This is a genomic window from Microvirga sp. 17 mud 1-3, from assembly GCF_003151255.1.
In the GTDB taxonomy this organism is placed as follows: domain Bacteria; phylum Pseudomonadota; class Alphaproteobacteria; order Rhizobiales; family Beijerinckiaceae; genus Microvirga.
Window position 1 is genome coordinate 3,923,089 of record NZ_CP029481.1, and the last position, 18,904, is coordinate 3,941,992.

Consider the following 18,904-nt stretch of genomic DNA (forward strand, 5'->3'; position numbering starts at 1 on the left):
CATCGGGATCAGTCTCGAACCGCTATGACGGCCTCGATCTCGACCGTAATGTTATTTGGAAGGGAGCCGAACCCGACTGCCGAGCGGGCATGTCTGCCTCTCTCGCCGAAAATCTCCACCATAAGGTCAGAGCAGCCATTGATGACTTTCGGATGCTCGGCGAAATCTGCGGTCGCGTTGACCATACCCAGCAGCTTCACGATCCGCTTGACACGATTCAGGTCGCCCAGGGCCTGCTGCATGACGGCAATCAGGTTAATCCCTGTCAATCGGGCATGCTGGTAAGCGACCTCGACACCCACGTCTGCACCGACCTTGCCGCTATGGAGGAAGCCGTCGACTTCCTGGGGGCCCTGCCCCGAGAGAAAGAGCAGGTTTCCCTCTCGAACATGCGTAATGAAATTTGCAATCGGCGGCGGAGCATCCGGCAGAACGATGCCGAGATGCTTCAGGCGCGCATAGGGAGTGTCGCGGCCGGTTTCCTGAGCGTAGCTCACAATTTTTTTCCTTGAGAGATGATATCAGGATCGTCCTTGCGGATGCACGCCACATGATGCTCCGCCGCGACGGGATCGAGTGGAGGAACAATCTCAGCGCAAGCCTGAATTGCATAAGGACAACGGGTACGGAACACGCAGCCGGATGGTGGATTCATCGGGCTGGGGATGTCACCCTGCAGGATGACTCTTTGTCGGTGCGCCTTGGGATCCGGCACCGGTGCGGCGGACAGGAGAGCCTGCGTATAAGGGTGCCGCGGCATAGCATAGAGGCTTCGGCTTGGCCCACGCTCCATGACCCGCCCGAGATACATGACGACGACCTCGTCACAGAGGTATTCCACCACTGAAAGATCGTGGGCGATGAACAGCATCGTAAGCCCAAAGCTCTGCTGCAGATCCTGAATAAGGTTCAGGACCTGCGCCTGGACAGATACGTCGAGCGCCGAGACAGGCTCATCCGCAACGATAAACTCGGGCTCGACGGCCAAGGCTCGCGCAATGCCGATCCTCTGACGCTGCCCGCCGGAGAACTCGTGTGGATAGCGCCTGCCATGTTCTGGATCGAGACCGACCCGACTCAGAAGCTCTGCAATGCGCTCCCGTCTCGCGGCCCCTTTGGCAAGCCGATGAGTGTCGATCGCCTCTCCGATGATCTCCTCTACTCGCATTCGCGGATTGAGGCTTGAATATGGGTCCTGAAAGACGATCTGCATTCGCCGTCGATAGGATCGCATCTCGCGATCCGATAAGGTGACGAGATCTTTCCCGTCAAAAATGAGGCGCCCCGCGCTCGGCTCGATCAGCCGAAGAGTGCAGCGGCCGGCCGTCGTCTTGCCAGAGCCAGACTCCCCAACGAGACCGACAATGGTGCCGCGCTTGACGTCGAACGTGACACCATCAACCGCCTTCACGGATCCGGCTTTGGTTGGAAAGTGCTTGCTAAGGTTCTCCACGCGCAGGAGGATATCGGAGGCTGTCATAGCTCGTTGTGCCTCCAACAGCGGCTGAGATGGTGAGGCTCAGCGAGGAGCAACGGTGGGTCCTCCTCGCACCGCTCGATTCTTAAAGGGCACCGTGGCGCAAAGCTGCATCCCTCGGGCAGGGACATGACACTGGGTACATTGCCCGGAATGGGCTTGAGGCGAAGCCGTTCCCCAGTCGGGCTTCTGTCTCGAGACGCGTCAGGGATACAGGCGAGAAGACCGCGTGAATAAGGGTGCTTTTGGCGCTCGAAAAGCCGCCCCGATGGAGCATGCTCCACCACTCGGCCCGCATACATGACCACCACGTCGTGCGCAATTTCAGCAACGACACCAAGATTATGCGTGATGAAGAGAATGCTCATTCCGATCTCGGCCTGCAGCCGTCGCAACAGATCGAGAATCTGCGCCTGAATCGTCACATCGAGAGCCGTGGTCGGCTCATCTGCAATCAACAGGTTCGGATTGCACGAAAGGGCGAGCGCAATCATGGCCCTCTGCCGCATTCCGCCCGACATTTGATGCGGATACTCGTCCAGACGTCGCTCGGCCGCAGGAATCTCGACGAGCTCCAGCATCCGCCTCGCACGCTTTCGTGCTTCCGCCTTCGATAAGGGTTCGTGAAGCCGGATCATTTCCATGATCTGATCGCCAACCGTGTAGAGCGGGTTGAGGCTCGTCATCGGCTCTTGGAAGATCATGGCGACCTCTCGCCCCCGGATCTTCTGCATTTCCTTTTGCGACAGCTTGGAAAGATCAACTATGCGGTCATCGCTGGTCCGATAGAGGATCTCCCCGCCGACGATCCGACCTGGCGGCGCAAGGAGCCGCATGATCGAGAGGCTTGTGACCGATTTTCCCGAACCCGACTCGCCCACGACCGCAACAGTCTCGCCTCGCCTGACATCGAAGCTGACGTCATCGACGGATTTTGCTACCCGGCTTCCCAGCTCGAAATGGGTCCGCAGATGGTCAACCCGTAGGACGATATCGTCGGGTAGCGAGGTCATTGCGCTCCGACCCAACCGCAGTGAGGGCAACCTGCACTCTTGAGCGAATATTTGCTCTTCGGCTCGTAACGGCTGGCTTTGGTTGCCTGCGCGCCTACGATAGCCCAGCGCGGTACGATCAGGCGATCGAGATGTGCCTCGTCGCCCATCGAGTCGCGGATCCTGAGATCACTATCCTCAATATCGAACACGGTGAGTTCGGCCCGCGCCCCGGGTGCGAGGAGGTCGGTCGTCGGAAGGCCGATGACTGACATAGGCGCACGGGTCGAAGCCTCTATGACGGCCTCGAATGGCATGCCGACAGCCAGCAGCTTCGACATGGTCGTTCCCATGTCCCATACGGGATTGTCCAGCGAACGGTTGTGCAGGTCGGTCGAAATCGAAAACGGCAAGAGGCCTCGCGCAATCGCGGCCTTGGCGACTCTGAACGAGAAGGATGCGCCTCCGTGTCCCACGTCGAGGCGGATGCCATCGCTCGCGCAACGCTCGGCCAGTTGGATGAGATCTTCGTCCTCCATGAGGCTGCCGCCGGCTTTACCGTTGAAGCAATGGGTGATCACGTCACCAGGGCCGAGCACCTCCAGCACCTCATCATAGAGCGGAGGCGGCTCACCCACATGCACCATCAGGGGCAGCTTCAGGATCTTGGCAAGCTTCTTGGCGATCTTGACCGGCGTGATGCCCCAGGAACCAAGGATCACATGGCTCGCTCTCACTTTGATGCCGACGATGACGTCCCGATTCGCCTCGACGCAAGCAATCGTGCGGTCGAGGTCGATGGAACGGATGTCGATCAGCTCACTGACACGGTTGCATGCCACGAGACCGATGGAGCCTATGTTCAGGAAGGCCTTGATGCGCTCCCGCGCCGGCTCGATGACGAATTCCCTAAAGCCGTGGAAATTGGCCTCTCCGGCTGATCCCGCATCGACGATCGTGGTCACACCCCGTTCAAGCCCGCAAAGCTCCGGCCGGATCGAGATATCTGTGCCACCATGCCAGACATGGACATGAAGGTCGGTCCACCCAGGAGACACGAAAGCGCCAGCGGCATCGATCCGGCGATAGCTCTCCGGCGCGGCGAGCCCGGATCCGACGGACTGGATCCGCCCGTTACCATCGATCAGGATGTCGACGGGCTCCCGAGGCGTTCCTGGCCCAAAGCCTACGGGCCTGACCCGCGTCAGAAAAAGCCCGCTGGATTGATCTGCGGATATCGTCATCGGCTCAAAGGTCCCTTCTGAAACGCGGATCGAGAAGATCTCTCATGCCGTCCCCCACCATTTGCAGAGAAAGAACCGAGAGAATGATGGCAATGCCTGGGAAAAGCGTCATCCAGTCAGCACTGCCGACATATTGACGTCCTGCTGCGATCATCGTGCCCCATGTCGGGATCTCGGGGCTCACGCCAAGTCCAAGGAACGACAGACCGGCCTCGGCGAGCATTGCATAGGCGAAGATGAAGGTTGCCTGCACGAGAATTGGAGAAACCAGATTGCGCAGGACATGCCGAGTCATGATGCGCCATGTGGGCACTCCAAGCGCCCGCGCCGCCTCTACATAGGGTAGTTCGCGAATAACCAGCGTCGATGCGCGGACGATGCGGGCGAGACGCGGCGTGTAGACAATTCCCAAAGCCACGATGACGGTCGCAAGTGATGGACCCAAGGCTGCCACCAAGGCGATGGCGAGAAGAATGTCCGGGAACGCCATCATCGCGTCGATGAAGCGCGCGGTCGGTGCATCGAGCCGACGAAAGAAACCCGCAACGAGTCCTAGGGCAATGCCGAAAACGGACGCGAAGCAGACCACCGAAGCGCCCACAAGGAGGGAGAGTCGGCCAGCATAGATGGTGCGGCTGAAGATATCGCGACCGAACTCATCCGTTCCGAACCAGAAGCTCGTTCCCGGAGGCTTCAGGCGGTTGACGATGGAGAGCTTGTTCGGCGCATAAGGGGCAATGACGGGCGCGAGAATCGCCAGGCAGGCAATCGCCAGGAGGATCGCGAGGCCGACGAGAACTGCTTTGCGGCGGATCAGGAGCGAGAGAAGACTTGCCTGTTCCGGTGTGGAAGCGACAGCGGCCATCAGTAACGGACTCTCGGATCGACCGCGAGATAGAGCATGTCGATCAGGAAATTGATGAGAACGTAGAGTGCCGCGATGATCAGCAGCGCTCCCTGGATGATGGGGTAATCCCGACGCAGAACGGCAGAGACGACGAGGCTGCCGACGCCCGGGAGGCTGAATACGGTTTCGGTCACTACGGCACCTGAGACCAGAAGGGCCGCTGTGAGGCCGATAACGGTCAATACAGGAATCAAGGCATTCTTGAAGGCATGCTTCATGACGACCCTGAATTCGCCCATTCCCTTTGAGCGTGCTGTGCGAACATAATCGTCGCTCAGGACATCGAGCATGCTCGCCCGCGTGAATCGCAGGATCAGTGCCGACGATACGACCCCAAGAGCAAATGCTGGCAAGACGAGATGCGACAGCCGCGTTGCAAAGCTCGCTCCGGGACCGCCATAGCCTGATACGGGGAAAAGACTGAACCGCACGGCGAAGAACTGGATAAGCAGAAGACCGAGCCAGAAGCTCGGGATTGAAGCAGCCAGCATGGCAAGAGTGGTCGCCGTCTGATCGAAAAGCGAACCACGCTTGTAGGCAGAAAGCACGCCGATCGGGATTGCAATGACGGCGGCAATCAGGATCGAGAACAGCGTGAGAAAGAAGGTCGGCTCAGCGCGCTCGGCAAGGGCCGAGAGCACAGGTTGATTGAGAAAGATGGATTCGCCCAGGTCCCCTCGGATAAGTTGGGCAAGGAAGAAGACGTATTGCACAAAAAGTGGCCGGTCGAGCCCGAGACGCGCCCGGAGCGCCGCAATGTCTTGCGGCGTCGCATCAGGACCCAACATGACGGCGGCTGGATCACCCGGCGCGATCCGCACGATGATGAAGACGATCGTCACCACGACGAACATCACCACAAGCATGCCGAGCAGACGTTGAAGGACGTAGCGACCCATATCGTTTCTTTTTAGCTCCCGTCGTCAGGAGGCGCCGTAGGCGCCTCCTGCGGTGATCCGTGCGTTATTTCTTGATGGACACGTTCCAGAAATATGGCCACGGCGCGGGAACGACCCCTTCGAGTTTCGGGGATTGCGCCGCGAGAGCATTGAAGTCACCGATCTTGATGCTCGGCGTTTCGTCGTACATCACCTTCTGCACATCGGCCCAAAGCGCAACGCGCTTTTGCGGATCGCTTTCCGTATTGAAGGCATCGACGGCCTGCTTGCGGGCAGGCGTCGACCACCAGCCCGGGGAGCTCTCGGACAGCTGGCCGATCAGGGCAGGCTCAGGCAGGAAGGGGCTGTGGGTGATGTAGATATCCCAGAGGGCCGGATCCGCGCGGCGCTGGGTGAGCGTCGCCCAGTCAACCACCTGCATGTCGACCTTGAAGCCGGCCTGCTTCAGATATTCGGCGGCCACCTGTGCCATCTTGTAGTGGAACTCGTATTGCCGGCTCGTGAGGATTCGCACCGGCGATCCGTCGTAGTTGGCTTTCTTCAGGAGAGCCTTGGCCTTGTCGGCATCGGCGACATTGTACCGGCCTTCCGTTCCGGCCATGGTGTGCCACACGTAACCCTCCGGATACATGGCGGCATCAAGGCTGTAGAACTCCGTGCTGCCGAAGGCGGCGGCAAGCATATCCTCCATGTTCAGCGCCATGCGTACCGCCATGCGCGCATCGACATTGGCCATGTTGCCCTGCTTCGTGTTCATCACGAAAACGGGCCAGCCGAACGGCTTCAGGACGACAGGCTTCGTAGTCTGCTGTCCCTTGAGCCTGTCATAGGACTCTACTGGCAGCGCATCGACATAGTCGAACTGACCGGAAATAGCGCCCTCGATGCGTGTGTTGGGGTCCGGCACGGGAACGAAGCGGATTTCGTCCAGCACAGGCTTTCTTGCGCCACCATAGCCGTCCGGCTCGCCCTGGCGCGGCTTGTATCCATCATACCGGACGAGCTGGATATACTGATCGGCCTTACGGTCTTTCAGCATGTAGGGACCTGTTCCGACCGGCTCCTTAAGAGGGTTCTCCATCTTCTTCGCCGGCATGATCACGGCGGCGGAGTTGTTGAAGGCAAGCAGGGCCAGAAGCGGCGCATAGGGCGCCTTCAATGTGATGCGGACCGTTCCCGGATCGACAGCCTCGACCTTGTCGATGTTACCGGCGGTCTGCTTGCCGCGCGAGGCGAGCTCCATCCAACGCTTGAGCGACGCCACCACATCGTCGGCGGTCATGGGGGAGCCGTCATGGAAGGTCACGTCCCGGCGGAGCTTGATGGTGTAGACTTTGCCGCCTTCTGTGATCTCCGGCATGCTTTCGGCCAGGAGCGGCGTGACTTTCCAGTTCTTGTCGAACGTGAAGAGGGTTTCGAAGAAGTGCTGGGTCACGATGCCGACGAGATCGGCCGTGGAGACCATGGGATCCATCGTCGGCGGCTCGCCGATGGTTGCTACGTTGACGATGCCGCCTGGCGTTTGGGCGGAAACAGGACTCAACCCGAGAGCGATTAGTCCAGGCAACAGAACACGACTGATGAGCTTCACGGCCTTCCCTCCTTATTCCATATTTGCGGTATATGGATCTTAATTGTGTCATAGTGCGGCAGAATGAGCGGGTCGTCAACGCCCCCTTCCGCTAGGGAGCAAGGCACCTCTTTCGAGCGTCGTTTAGGGAAAGATGGAGAAGGCAGGCCTTCCGGCAGTCTCAGCCGAGAGACGACCCGGTTGCAGGAGGCCGCGGCCCCGCGACGCTGTCACGAACGACGAGCTCGGTTTCGAGCCGGATGCGCTGGGGTGCTTCACGCTTCTCGAGGAGAGCTACGAGCACCGATGCCGCAGCACGTCCCAGTTCCTGGCGAGGCTGGCGGATCGTCGTCAGTGCCGGCTCGGCCACAGCCGCGAATTCGATATCGTCAAAGCCCGCGACAGAGATGTCTTGCGGGACACGGATGCCTGCGGACAGGAGTGTCCGCATCAGGCCGATTGCCATCTCGTCACTGGTGCAGAACACGGCGGTGGGGCGGCGGGGGCTCGCTACGACCATCTGGCCGGCATGGACGCCAGACTCGATGGTGTAGTCCCCCGCCACAACAAGAGAGGAATCGAACGGGAGTTCAGCCTTGTCTAACCCGTCGCAGTAGCCCTTGAAGCGCTCCTGCTCAAGAACGTTGCCCTTGGGGCCGCTCACATAGAGAATCTGCCGGTGTCCCAGTCCCGCAAGATATTCGGTCATCCGCCGCGCCGCCGCACGATTGTCGATCTCGATTTGCGGGATGTCCGCCTTAGGGATTGCTTCGCAGAGAGCCACTACGGGAATGTCGATCTCCGCAGCAGCGCCCTGACCGTCCTGGCTTTGGCCGAAGAGATGACCGTTCAGGAGGATCGCTCCGTCGACACGCCCGGCAGCCGTGAAGGCCGCAAAATGTGCTTCCTTTTCGGGAGAGCCATCAAGGCCTCCGATGATCATTCCGTAGCCGGCCTCAAAAAGGATCTCTTCGATTCCCCTAAGGATGCGGGAGAAGAAGGTATTGGCGAGATCCGGCAGTACTACCAAAACCATGCCGGTCTTTTGGGAGCGGAGGGAGCGCGCCGTCAGGTTCGGCGTGTAGCCCGTCTTGGCAATCGCCTCGAGGACACGGGCCCTTTTCTCAGCTGAGACTCGCTGAGGCATAGCCAGAACTCTGCTCACCGTTGCGGTCGAAACCTCGGCAAGTTTTGCTACATCCTGGATACGGACCGCACGGGGCGGATGGGTCCGGCGTTCCACGCTGCGTTTCTTTGCGGTCTCATCCATCCCGAGGGCCTCTTCAGCCTCTGTTTGACAGAAGCCGGCTTTGCGGTAAAGTTTATGTAATCGATTACATCGCGCTCTTGCATACCGTCGCAGGAGCACGCCCTGCCGAGCATCCCGGAAGAGGATGCGGGTATCGATCCGGAGGAAAGCCATGCACTCACCGACCACAATGCCCCGATTGCGCTGAAGCGCCCCGTTTCGCCGCTAAACGTTCGACGGCGGAAAGACGTCATCGCCCATGGTGCGGAGCGACCGATGGCTTCTGTTTTACGTGCGGAGCATATTTCGAAAACCTTCGGATCCATCGAGGTTCTGAGCGACATCTCGCTCGACCTCCAACCCGGCGAGGTTCATGCGGTTATCGGAGAGAACGGGGCCGGCAAGTCTACCCTCATGCGGATTTTGTCGGGGCATCTGCGCCCATCCGGCGGAACGCTTTATCTTGACGGAGACCTAGTTCACTTCACCGGCCCCGTGGAAGCGGAAGCCAGGGGCATCGTCCTTGTGCACCAGGAGATTCTGCTCGCAGAAGATCTTACTGTCCTGGAGAACGTGTTTCTGGGACGGGAGATGACCCGCCTCGGGTTCGTCGATGATAAGGCCATGCGGGACAGGACCCGCGCGGTCCTCAGGGATCTCGGTTCCGCTATCGATCCAGACCGTCTGGTTCGCACTCTTTCGATCGCCGACCGACAACTCGTCCAGATCGCCCGTGCGCTCCTCGTGCCCCATCGTATCGTCGCTTTCGACGAGCCCACGGCGGTGCTTACTCCGGTTGAAGCAGAAAGCCTTTTCGCCATCATCCGACAGTTGCGGACCCATGGCGTTGCTGTTCTTTACATTTCCCATCGGCTCAACGAAGTGAAGGCCATCGCTGATCGCGTCACGGTCCTTCGCGACGGGCGCCTGGTGGCTAACCGCACCATCGAGGGCCTCGAGCCTTTGGAAATGGCCCGCCTGATGGTTGGCCGCGATATGTCGCGGCTATACCCCGACAAGCCCGCCACACATGCTGGCGAAGTCATTCTTTCGGTCGAGGATTTCAGCGTTCCGGGCCATGTGCAGGATGCCTCCTTTGTCCTGCGCCGCGGCGAGATCCTCGGGTTCGGCGGGCTGATCGGCGCAGGGCGAACCGAACTCTTCGAGGGGCTCGTCGGCCTGAGGCCGAGTTCGGGATCCTTGCGCATCCGTGGAACCCCTGCCCGCTTCAGGGACGCCCTGCAGGCCATGCGAGCGGGCGTCGTTTATCTCTCCGAAGACCGGAAAGGCAAAGGACTTCTGCTGCAGCAAAATCTGCGGATGAACGTAACCCTTGCGGCCCTGGACAGGTTTACCCGCGCCACGATGGTGAAGAGGCACGAGGAGGAGGCAGCTCTCGACGAGGCCATTCGGGACTTCGATATCAGAGCCCGCCGTCGCGACATGTTGGCCGGCCAGCTTTCGGGCGGAAACCAGCAGAAGCTGCTTCTCGCCAAGATGATGCTGATCGACCCTGAGATCGTCATCATCGATGAGCCCACACGCGGTGTGGACATCGGAACCAAGCAGCAAATCTACCGCTTCATCGCCGAGCTTGCCGAGCAAGGCCGGTCGGTGATCGTCATTTCGTCGGAAATGCAGGAATTGATCGGCCTGTGCCATCGCGTCGTCGTGATGCGCGGCGGGCAGATTGTAGGAGAGATCGAAGAGGCAGACCTGTCCGAGGATGCCATCGTCTTTCTTGCGACCGGAGTTCACGAAGAAAGGGCGGCCGAAATCGCCGCAGGACATCCATGACAGAAACGGCTCTTCGCAGCGCCCCGTCGGCGCGCCGCTTTTCCTTGGACATGCGGGCTCTTTCGCCCTTCATCGCCCTGATCGTTCTGATCGCGGCCGGCGCGCTGATCAATCCGGACTTTCTCACAGCGTCCAATCTCCTGAACGTCGTCACTCGCTCGGCCTTTATCGCCATCATCGCGGTGGGCGCGACCTTCGTGATTTCAGGTGGCGGCCTCGACCTGTCGGTCGGGTCCATGGCCGCGCTGGTTGCCGGCGCCATGATTCTCGTTCTCAATCAGATGGGCAATGCAGATCCAAGCACCCTTGCCCTGGGCATGGCAGTGGCTCTTGTTCTGGGTGCACTCTGCGGATTGGCCAACGGCCTCATCGTCACATTCGGACGGATTGAGCCCTTCATCGTCACGCTGGGAACGATGGGAATCTTCCGTTCTCTTGTCATTTGGCTTGCAGCAGGCGGTACCATCACCCTGCGCAATTCCGATCTGCGGGAGCTTTATCGACCTGCCTATTTCGGAACGGTGGCCGGCATCCCGGTGCCGATCCTCGTCTTTCTGGCTGTCGCAGCCATCGGCGCGGTTCTTCTCTATAAGACCTCTTTCGGACGTCATGTGATCGCCATTGGGTCCAATGAGGACGTCGCCCGCTATTCCGGTGTACCGATCTGGCGCGTGCGGACGTTGACCTACGTCATCCAGGGCCTTTGCGTCGCCATTGCGGTTCTTGTCTATGTGCCGCGCCTTGGGTCGGCAACGCCGACGACAGGCCTTCTCTGGGAGCTTCAGGCAATCACCGCTGTAGTGGTGGGCGGAACGGCCCTCAAAGGCGGGATCGGACGCATCTGGGGCACGGTGGCCGGCGCCATCATTCTCGAACTCGTAGCCAATATCATGGTGCTGTCGAACTTCGTTTCCGAATTTCTCGTCGGAGCCGTTCAGGGCGCCATCATCATTATCGCCATGCTCGTGCAGCGCTCATTCCAGCGCGGGCGATGAAGCCGGTGAGAGCCCACCGGTTCTACATGCAAGGGCTCGAACGCATCCTTTCAGGGAGGAAACGATGAGAGGAACGGCACTGAAACTGGCAGCTGCGGCAAGCCTTATCGCCGGGCTTGCGACGGGCGCGGCAGCGCAGGAGAAGAAAAGCGTCACCATCGGCGTATCGATTCCGGCCGCAACACATGGCTGGACTGGAGGCGTCGTCTATCATGCGCAGGAGGCGGCAAAGCAGCTTGAGAAAGCCTATCCTGGGCTGAAAGTCGTAGTGAAGACCTCTCCGGATGGCGCTTCGCAGGCGAATGCACTCGACGATCTCACCGCACAGAAGATCGACGCGCTCGTCGTCCTCCCGTTCAATTCGGACGAATTGACGGACCCGGTCCGGGCCGTGAAGAAGCGCGGCACCTTCATCACGGTGGTGGATCGCGGACTCAAGGATTCCTCGATCCAGGACATCTATGTCGCGGGCAACAACCCTGAGTTCGGGCGGGTTGCCGGAAAATACATGGTCGAGAACCTGAAATCCGGCAACGTGGTGGTCCTGCGGGGCATTCCGACCGTGATCGACGAGGAGCGCGTCTCCAATTTCGAGAAGGCCCTTGAAGGGTCGGGCGTCAAGGTAATCGACAAGCAATACGCCAACTGGAACCGCGACGACGCCTTCCGTGTGATGCAGGATTATCTGGCCAAGCATCCGAAAATCGATGCCGTCTGGGCCTCCGATGACGACATGGCCCTCGGCGTTCTGGAAGCAATCCGGCAGGCTAAGAGGGAAGACATCAAGTTTGTTCTCGGCGGCGCGGGCATGAAGGATATGGTGAAGCGCGTCATGGAGGGCGACAAGATGATCCCTGCCGACGTTTCCTATCCGCCGGGCATGATCGCTACGGCCATGAACGTGACGGCGGCACAGTTCTACACGGATGCTCCTATGCGCGGAACCTATGTGCTGAATGCGCAGCTCATCACCAAGGATAATGCGAAGGAGCACCACTTCCCCAACTCCCCGTTCTAAAACTCCTTCGTCCCTCCCTTCCTGGGAGGGACGTTCCTTACTGAAAGATCGGCCTTAAACCTCGCATCGCGGACGAGATCGGAGATTTCCATGAAAACCATGAAAGGACCGGGCCTTTTCCTGGCTCAGTTCGCGGGCGACGAAGCCCCTTTCAACTCGCTGGATTCCATCTGCCGCTGGGCCGCATCCCTCGGCTACAAGGGCGTGCAGATCCCCACATGGGACGCCCGCCTCTTCGATCTTGCCAAAGCCGCCGAGTCGCAAGCTTACTGCGATGAAGTGCAGGGAACCGTGCGGTCGCATGGACTGACCATCACGGAATTGTCGACGCATCTTCAAGGCCAGCTCGTGGCCGTTCATCCTGCTTATGATGAGGCTTTCGAGGGATTCGCGGCTCCTGCCGTGCGGGGGAACCCGCGGGCACGGCAACAATGGGCTGTCGACCAGATGCTGATGGCGGCAAAAGCCTCACGACGCCTCGGCCTCAAGGCGAGCGTGACCTTTTCAGGCGCCCTGGCCTGGCCCTTTGTCTATCCCTGGCCGCAACGCCCGGCTGGCCTCATCGAAACCGCGTTCGAGGAGCTGGGGAGGCGCTGGCGGCCGATTCTCGACGCCTATGAGGATGCGGATTGCGACCTCGCCTACGAGATCCACCCCGGCGAGGACATTCATGACGGGGCGACCTTCGAACGCTTTGTAGACGCAGTCGGTGGCCATCGGCGGGCTTCGATCAATTACGACCCGAGCCACTTCCTGCTGCAGCAACTCGACTACGTCGCCTTCATCGATCTGTACCATGAGCGGATCAAGGCTTTTCACGTCAAGGATGCTGAGTTCAATCCGACGGGACGCGTCGGCGTCTATGGCGGCTATGAGAGCTGGATCAATCGTGCCGGTCGCTTCCGCTCGCTCGGGGACGGTCAGGTCGACTTTGGTGCTATCTTCTCCAAGCTGGCGCAATACGACTACGCATCCTGGGCGGTGCTGGAATGGGAGTGCTGTCTCAAGCACCCGGAAGATGGTGCCCGCGAGGGAGCGGAGTTCATCGCCGCTCACATCATTCGCGTCACGGAAAAGGCCTTCGACGATTTTGCGGCAGGCGGCACAGACGAGGCAGCCAACCGCCGACTTTTAGGCCTCGATGCCTGCCCTAAAGCTGCGGAGTAGGCAGCCATGACCATTCAAGGAGCCGATACTCAAAAGCTCAACCGGCGTCTCCGTCTCGGCATGGTCGGGGGAGGACGAGGCGCCTTCATCGGCGCCGTCCACCGCATCGCGGCGCGGCTCGACGACCGCTGGGAACTGGTTGCAGGAGCTTTGTCGTCCGACCCGGACCGTGCGCGCCTGTCCGGACAGGACCTCCTGCTTCGGGAGGACAGGATCTATGGCGATTTCAACGAAATGGCCCGCCGGGAGCGCCGTCTGAAAGACGGCATCGATGCCGTCGCCATCGTGACGCCCAACCATGCGCATGCAGCGGCCGCACGCGCCTTTCTCAGGGCCGGCATCCACGTGATCTGCGACAAGCCGCTCACCACGACACGCCGCGAGGCTGATCAGCTCGCGAAGCTTGCCCAGGAATCGGGCCTGTTCTTTGCCGTTACGCACAACTACACCGGTTATCCGCTTGTGCGGCAGGCCCGCGCCATGGTGAAGGCCGGTGAGCTGGGAAGCTTGCGCGTCGTCCAGGTGGAATATGCGCAGGATTGGCTTGCGACCCGGCTCGAAGAGACGGGCAGCAAGCAGGCGGAATGGCGCACCGACCCTGCCCGGTCCGGTCCGGCCGGAGCGGTCGGCGATATCGGGACACATGCGTTCAATCTCGCCGAGTTCATCACGGGCGACGAGGTGACGGCTCTCGCGGCGGATCTCCATACCTTCGTGGCGGGCCGCCGGCTCGACGACAATGCCCACATGATGCTGCGCTTCACGTCCGGCGCGCAGGGCATGCTGTGGTGCAGTCAGGTTGCGGCAGGCCAGGAGAACGGCCTTCGCATCAGGGTCTATGGTGAGAAAGGCGGCCTCGAGTGGCACCAGGAGAACCCTAACGTCCTGATCCACTCCCCTCTCGGCGAAGCGCCGCGCCTCATCCGCCGCAACGGAGCCGGCACGATGAAAGTCGCACAGGCGGCCTCGAGAATCCCCGCAGGGCACCCGGAAGGTTATCTTGAGGGCTTCGCGCAGCTCTACCGGGACGTAGCCGAGCAGATCGCAGCACGCCTTGAGGAGCGGGAGCCAGACCCGTTCGCCATGCAAGTCCCGACGGTCGAGCATGGCGTCCGCGGCGTGCGCTTCATCGAAGCGGCGGTCCGCTCGTCCCAGCGGAAAGCCGCCTGGGTCAGCCTTTAATTGTACGCGGAAGCGCCTGATCTGGTGCCCCCTGGCGGCTCGATGGCCCCATCGTCACACCTTGGGGTGAGAGGCTGGTCATGCCTCCTCTCACTGCCTATAACATCTCCAGATGCGTGCAACCGGCGCTCAGGCTTTAGGGAGCAAGGCCGGGTCACGAGAGGGAGTCCTAGTCCGCCCATGTCCTCGACACACTGCCACAACCATGCCGTCGAGGGGCTGAACGAGACCCAGAAACGGGTCCATCGAATTCTCACAGCGGCGCAGAACCCTCTTTCTGCCTACGAGGTTCTGGACAAGATGCGGTCCAAGGGCGCTGTTACGCCCCCGACGGTTTACCGGTCCCTTGAGAAGCTGATCCAGAAAGGGCTGGCCCACCGGCTCGAGAGCCTGAACGCCTATGTCGCATGCAAGCATCCCCATCACCACGACATGGCCGCCTTCGCCATCTGCGAAGCCTGCGGGCTGGTGACGGAGTTCACGGATTCTCAAATCGACGAGCGCCTGACCGGCTGGAGCGATGCTCATTCATTTCACCCGAAGAAGGTGACGGTCGAGGTTCGTGGCCTGTGCGGCGGTTGCGCTCAGGACTGAAGACCTAGCCCTAGGGTCTCTTTTCAGAGGTTGGCATCCCTCTGCACCCCACCCTCCATTTCGCGTAGCAGCATAGGCCCCTATGCAACTTTGCAAGTAAAAATTGCAACGATACCACATTGTACAAGCGGAGCTTTACCTATATGAACATGTAGGATTCGAAATTACAGGAGCCAGGTATGAACGCCCGAGCCCATCGGAAAGAAGAAGAGGAGATGCTCCTCCAGCGTGCGGACGATCTATGCCGTGCCAACAATCTCCGCCTGACGCCCATTCGCGAGCGGGTTTATCGCGAGCTCGTCCAGAGCGGCGGTCCCGTCGGCGCGTATGATCTCGTCGACCGCCTGAGCAGCGACAAAAAGCGCCTCGCCCCGGTGACGATCTACCGGGCGCTCGACTTCCTGCGGGATGCGGGGCTGGTCCACCGTCTGGCGACACAGAATTCCTACATCGTGTCCCACGGTCAGCCTGAAGTGAATGCGATGAAGGTGATGTTCGTCTGCACCAAGACGGGCCAGACCGTGGAGATTCACTCGAAGGAAGTGGCCGAGGCCGTCCGGAAGGCAGCTGAGGAGGCTGGCTTCAAGTCCCTGTCCCCCTTCATCGAAGTTGAAGGCGAGATGGCCTAAGGCAAAAGAAAAGGGCGGATCCCGCCCTTCCTTCTCAAGGCAACGAAACGAAAAGGCCGGGCAATGCCCGGCCTTTCTCTTTATTCGGCTGCCAGAGCCCGATGGGGGGCGGGGATCTTCTTGTCCTCGGCCACCACATTCTTCCTCCGCTCATGGGCAATGAAGGTATAGAACATCGGCACCACGAACAGCGTAAAGATCGTACCAATCGACATGCCCGACGCGATCACGAGTCCCATGGAGAAGCGGGCGGCCGCACCCGCACCGCTCGCATAGAGCAGCGGCGCAACGCCGAGCACCATGGCGGCAGTGGTCATCAGGATCGGACGCAGACGCACCTTGGCCGCCTCCTCGATCGCCTCACGCCGGTTCACCCCGTGCTTCTCCTGGAGCTCGTTGGCGAACTCCACCATCAGGATACCGTGCTTCGTGATCAGTCCCACCAGGGTGATCAGCCCCACCTCCGTGTAGATGTTCAGGGTCGCGAGGCCGAGATTCAGGAAGATCATCGCGCCGAACATCGATAGTGGCACCGACATCATGATGATGAACGGGTCACGGAAGCTCTCGAACTGAGCCGCAAGCACGAGATAGATTACGATGATCGCCAGACCGAAGGCGAGCGCAATGGAACTTCCCTCCTGAACTTCTAGGCGGGACTGACCCGCGTAATCCTCATAGAAGCCTTGGGGCAAAATATCCTTCGCGATCGACCGGAGGGTCTGCAACCCCTCTGAGGTCGTCACACCCGGCAGCGGAAGCGCCGACAAGGTCGCCGAGTTCAGCTGGTTGAACTGCTCGATCGACGCAGGTGCGGCATTCGTCTCGATATGGACGAGCGCCGAGAGCGGTACCATCGATCCATCCGACGCGCGCACGTAGTATGTGCCGAGACGCTCAGGATTGAGACGATCCTCCTGCTTAACCTGACTGATCACGTCATAGCTGCGATTGTCCCGGTCGAACTTGGAGATCGGCGCACCACCGACGAGAGCGCCAAGCGTGTTTCCGATTTCGTTCACCGGCACGCCCATCGCGGCAGCCCGGTCACGGTCGACGATGATCCGGGCCCGCGGCGTCTGATAGGTGACCGAGTTCTGGACGACGATGAACTTGCCGGTCGCCATCGCTTTCTGCTTCACCTGCTCGGCCACCTCGTAGGCCTGGGCGGGGTCACCGATCGTACGCAGAACATATTGGATCGGCAGACCGCCGGCCGCGCCGGGCAGTGAAGGCGGTGCGAAGACGAAAGCCTGCACGCCGGCGTTCTCATTGAGAAGCTTCTGAATTTCGTCCTTGGTGACGGCGCCCTTCTTCTTGCGCTCGTTCCACTCCTTGAGCTTGAAGCCCACGAAGCCGCCACCGCCGCCGTCGATGCCGATGATGAGGAAGGAATCATCGATCTCCGGAATCTTCTCGGCCGCGTTCGTGAACTGGCTTGCAAAGGCCTGCGTATAGTCGGCCGTCGCATATTGCGGCACGTTGACGAGGCCGAGATAGGCGCCCTGATCCTCCTCGGGAGCCAGCTCGGACGAAGTCTTCGTGAACAGAAAGACCGTTGTGCCCAGAAGCGCCGCGACGATGGTCAGCGTGACAAAGCGATAGTCAAGAGACCCCTTGAGCCGCCTGGAGTACCAGTTCTCCACCCGTGTGAAGGTCCGGTCGACGAAGCCGGCAAAGCCGGTCTGTCCGCCATGCCCATGGGGCTTGAGGAGCTTCGAGGACATCATCGGCGACAACGTGACGGCAATGATGCCCGAGATGATGACCGCTCCGGCGAGCGTGAACGCGAATTCCCGGAACAATGTGCCCGTGAGGCCCTGCGTGAACCCGATAGGCGCATAAACCGCCGCAAGCGTAATCGTCATGGAGACGATGGGCAGGAAGATCTCCTTCATGCCGACGATGGCTGCCTCAACCGGCTTCAGGCCTTCCTCGATGTGCCGGTGAATGTTCTCGAGCACAACAATGGCGTCGTCGACCACGAGGCCGATGGCGAGCACCATGGCCAGAAGGGTCAGGAGGTTGATCGAGTAGCCCAGCGCATAGAGGACGAAGCATACGCCTACGAGCGAGAGCGGAATCGTCACGATGGGAATCAACACCGACCGGAAGGATCCGAGGAAGAGCAGGATCACGATGATGACGATCAGAGCCGCTTCGCCGATGGTCTTGAACACTTCCTCGATGGAGGCCGAAATGAAGTTCGAGGCGTCGTAGACGATCTGGACCGTCATCCCCTTCGGCAAGGTCGGACGGATGTCGTCGATGGCCTTCGTGACGGCATCGGCCACAGTCAGCGGATTGGCCGAAGGCGTCGGCGTGATGCCGATGAACGTGCCTTCCTTGCCGTTGAAGCTCACTTTCGTGTCGGTGCTCTTCGGGCCGAGCGCCACATCCGCCACGTCACGCAGGCGCACGACCTGGTCACCGTTGGAACGAATCGGCAAGGTGCCAAAGGATTCCGGCGTTTGGAACGTTGCCTGCATCTCGAGCGCGTAGGCCACGAACTCATTCTGGGTCTTGCCGGGGGCGGCCAGGAAGTTGTTCGACCGGACCGCCGCCACGACGTCGCCGGCGGTCACGCCGCGCGCCGCGAGACGAACCGGATCGATCCAGACACGCATGGAGAAATCGCGCCCGCCGAGAATTTCGGCGGAGCCGACGCCGTCGAGAGTGGCGAAGCGCGGCTGCACGACACGCGTCAGGAACTCCGAAACCTGCTCCGGATTCATCTCGGAGCTCGCGAAGGTTAGATACATGAGCGCGAAGGTCTGGCCCGTGCCCTTCACGATCACCGGATCCTCGGCATCCTGCGGCAGCTGGGCACGCACAGTCTGCACCTTGGCGGTGACTTCGGTAAGGGCCGCGTTCGGATCCGTGTTCAGGCGCATGCGCACGGAGACCGTGCTCAGGCCGAGACGGCTCTGAGAGGTCACGTAATCCACGCCTTCGGCGCTCGATACGGCCTTCGCGATGGGCGTGCTGATGAAGCCCTGCATCAGATCCGCACTGGCACCCGTGTAGGTGGTCGTGATCGTGATGGTGGTTTCCTCGACCTCAGGATACTGGCGAACCTGAAGGCTCATCAGACCCTGCGCGCCGAGCAGCAGGATCAGGAGGCTCACCACCATGGAAAGGACCGGGCGGCGGATGAAGAGTTCTGTGAAACTCATGGGAGTAT

The 18,904-nt window shown here is 60.5% G+C and carries 16 protein-coding genes; 7 read left to right on the top strand and 9 right to left on the bottom strand.

Annotated elements, in window-relative coordinates; translation table 11 throughout:
* Positions 1 to 8: 8 nt before the first annotated feature.
* The 8 genes from C4E04_RS18440 to C4E04_RS18475 all read right to left on the bottom strand — a co-directional run bounded on the left by C4E04_RS18440 (position 9) and on the right by C4E04_RS18475 (position 8,359).
* Entirely contained in the window at positions 9 to 497 is a 489-nt protein-coding gene (locus C4E04_RS18440; protein WP_109599781.1) for a RidA family protein, read from the bottom strand.
* Positions 494 to 1,480: an ABC transporter ATP-binding protein gene (locus C4E04_RS18445; protein WP_109599783.1), complete on the bottom strand. Its 987-nt coding sequence runs from the start codon at positions 1,478 to 1,480 to the stop codon at positions 494 to 496. Before C4E04_RS18445 ends, C4E04_RS18440 begins: the two co-directional genes overlap by 4 nt.
* Positions 1,477 to 2,490, bottom strand: a complete 1,014-nt coding sequence (locus tag C4E04_RS18450) for an ABC transporter ATP-binding protein (RefSeq protein WP_109599785.1) — start codon at positions 2,488 to 2,490, stop codon at positions 1,477 to 1,479. The genes C4E04_RS18445 and C4E04_RS18450 overlap by 4 nt, the downstream gene beginning before the upstream one ends.
* Complete coding sequence (locus tag C4E04_RS18455) at positions 2,487 to 3,713, bottom strand: amidohydrolase/deacetylase family metallohydrolase (protein ID WP_109599787.1); 1,227 nt, start codon at positions 3,711 to 3,713, stop codon at positions 2,487 to 2,489. Before C4E04_RS18455 ends, C4E04_RS18450 begins: the two co-directional genes overlap by 4 nt.
* A 4-nt stretch (positions 3,714 to 3,717) precedes the next feature.
* On the bottom strand, positions 3,718 to 4,578 hold the full coding sequence (locus C4E04_RS18460; protein ID WP_109599790.1) for an ABC transporter permease: 861 nt from the start codon (positions 4,576 to 4,578) through the stop codon (positions 3,718 to 3,720).
* Positions 4,578 to 5,519: an ABC transporter permease gene (locus C4E04_RS18465; RefSeq protein ID WP_162559461.1), complete on the bottom strand. Its 942-nt coding sequence runs from the start codon at positions 5,517 to 5,519 to the stop codon at positions 4,578 to 4,580. The genes C4E04_RS18460 and C4E04_RS18465 overlap by 1 nt, the downstream gene beginning before the upstream one ends.
* Before the next feature lie 64 nt (positions 5,520 to 5,583).
* Positions 5,584 to 7,101 (bottom strand): ABC transporter substrate-binding protein, encoded by a 1,518-nt coding sequence (locus C4E04_RS18470; protein ID WP_371682070.1) that lies wholly within the window; start codon positions 7,099 to 7,101, stop codon positions 5,584 to 5,586.
* A gap of 169 nt (positions 7,102 to 7,270) precedes the next feature.
* Positions 7,271 to 8,359, bottom strand: coding sequence for a LacI family DNA-binding transcriptional regulator (locus C4E04_RS18475; protein WP_162559462.1), 1,089 nt, complete (start codon positions 8,357 to 8,359; stop codon positions 7,271 to 7,273).
* A gap of 255 nt (positions 8,360 to 8,614) precedes the next feature.
* Here C4E04_RS18475 and C4E04_RS18480 point away from each other — a divergent pair, with 255 nt between their 5' ends.
* The 7 genes from C4E04_RS18480 (at position 8,615) to C4E04_RS18510 (ending at position 15,720) form a co-directional block, all read left to right on the top strand.
* Positions 8,615 to 10,135: a sugar ABC transporter ATP-binding protein gene (locus tag C4E04_RS18480; RefSeq protein ID WP_109599797.1), complete on the top strand. Its 1,521-nt coding sequence runs from the start codon at positions 8,615 to 8,617 to the stop codon at positions 10,133 to 10,135.
* Positions 10,132 to 11,130, top strand: coding sequence for an ABC transporter permease (locus C4E04_RS18485; protein ID WP_109599799.1), 999 nt, complete (start codon positions 10,132 to 10,134; stop codon positions 11,128 to 11,130). The genes C4E04_RS18480 and C4E04_RS18485 overlap by 4 nt, the downstream gene beginning before the upstream one ends.
* Before the next feature lie 64 nt (positions 11,131 to 11,194).
* Positions 11,195 to 12,148 (top strand): substrate-binding domain-containing protein, encoded by a 954-nt coding sequence (locus C4E04_RS18490; RefSeq protein ID WP_109599801.1) that lies wholly within the window; start codon positions 11,195 to 11,197, stop codon positions 12,146 to 12,148.
* Positions 12,149 to 12,238: 90 nt separating this feature from the next.
* Positions 12,239 to 13,315, top strand: coding sequence for a sugar phosphate isomerase/epimerase (locus tag C4E04_RS18495; protein ID WP_109599803.1), 1,077 nt, complete (start codon positions 12,239 to 12,241; stop codon positions 13,313 to 13,315).
* 6 nt (positions 13,316 to 13,321) lie between these two features.
* The gene (locus C4E04_RS18500; protein WP_109599806.1) at positions 13,322 to 14,497 is read left to right on the top strand and encodes a Gfo/Idh/MocA family protein; all 1,176 of its coding nucleotides are present in this window, start codon (positions 13,322 to 13,324) and stop codon (positions 14,495 to 14,497) included.
* A 180-nt stretch (positions 14,498 to 14,677) separates the two neighbouring features.
* Positions 14,678 to 15,091 (top strand): Fur family transcriptional regulator, encoded by a 414-nt coding sequence (locus C4E04_RS18505; protein WP_109599808.1) that lies wholly within the window; start codon positions 14,678 to 14,680, stop codon positions 15,089 to 15,091.
* A 179-nt stretch (positions 15,092 to 15,270) separates the two neighbouring features.
* Positions 15,271 to 15,720, top strand: a complete 450-nt coding sequence (locus C4E04_RS18510; protein ID WP_109599810.1) for a Fur family transcriptional regulator — start codon at positions 15,271 to 15,273, stop codon at positions 15,718 to 15,720.
* Between the two features lie 80 nt (positions 15,721 to 15,800).
* Here the strand turns inward: C4E04_RS18510 and C4E04_RS18515 are convergent, their stop codons facing one another.
* Entirely contained in the window at positions 15,801 to 18,896 is a 3,096-nt protein-coding gene (locus C4E04_RS18515; protein ID WP_109599812.1) for an efflux RND transporter permease subunit, read from the bottom strand.
* Positions 18,897 to 18,904: the final 8 nt, after the last annotated feature.

Excerpts from the sequence above, each read along its gene's own strand:
- C4E04_RS18515 (WP_109599812.1), bottom strand. The coding sequence starts at position 18,896 with ATGAGTTTCACAGAACTCTTCATCCGCCGCCCGGTCCTTTCCATGGTG.
- C4E04_RS18490 (WP_109599801.1), top strand. The coding sequence starts at position 11,195 with ATGAGAGGAACGGCACTGAAACTGGCAGCTGCGGCAAGCCTTATCGCC.
- C4E04_RS18485 (WP_109599799.1), top strand. The coding sequence starts at position 10,132 with ATGACAGAAACGGCTCTTCGCAGCGCCCCGTCGGCGCGCCGCTTTTCC.
- C4E04_RS18510 (WP_109599810.1), top strand. The coding sequence starts at position 15,271 with ATGAACGCCCGAGCCCATCGGAAAGAAGAAGAGGAGATGCTCCTCCAG.
- C4E04_RS18480 (WP_109599797.1), top strand. The coding sequence starts at position 8,615 with ATGGCTTCTGTTTTACGTGCGGAGCATATTTCGAAAACCTTCGGATCC.
- C4E04_RS18495 (WP_109599803.1), top strand. The coding sequence starts at position 12,239 with ATGAAAACCATGAAAGGACCGGGCCTTTTCCTGGCTCAGTTCGCGGGC.
- C4E04_RS18445 (WP_109599783.1), bottom strand. The coding sequence starts at position 1,480 with ATGACAGCCTCCGATATCCTCCTGCGCGTGGAGAACCTTAGCAAGCAC.
- C4E04_RS18460 (WP_109599790.1), bottom strand. The coding sequence starts at position 4,578 with ATGGCCGCTGTCGCTTCCACACCGGAACAGGCAAGTCTTCTCTCGCTC.
- C4E04_RS18475 (WP_162559462.1), bottom strand. The coding sequence starts at position 8,359 with ATGGATGAGACCGCAAAGAAACGCAGCGTGGAACGCCGGACCCATCCG.
- C4E04_RS18455 (WP_109599787.1), bottom strand. The coding sequence starts at position 3,713 with ATGACGATATCCGCAGATCAATCCAGCGGGCTTTTTCTGACGCGGGTC.
- C4E04_RS18500 (WP_109599806.1), top strand. The coding sequence starts at position 13,322 with ATGACCATTCAAGGAGCCGATACTCAAAAGCTCAACCGGCGTCTCCGT.
- C4E04_RS18465 (WP_162559461.1), bottom strand. The coding sequence starts at position 5,519 with ATGGGTCGCTACGTCCTTCAACGTCTGCTCGGCATGCTTGTGGTGATG.
- C4E04_RS18505 (WP_109599808.1), top strand. The coding sequence starts at position 14,678 with ATGTCCTCGACACACTGCCACAACCATGCCGTCGAGGGGCTGAACGAG.
- C4E04_RS18450 (WP_109599785.1), bottom strand. The coding sequence starts at position 2,490 with ATGACCTCGCTACCCGACGATATCGTCCTACGGGTTGACCATCTGCGG.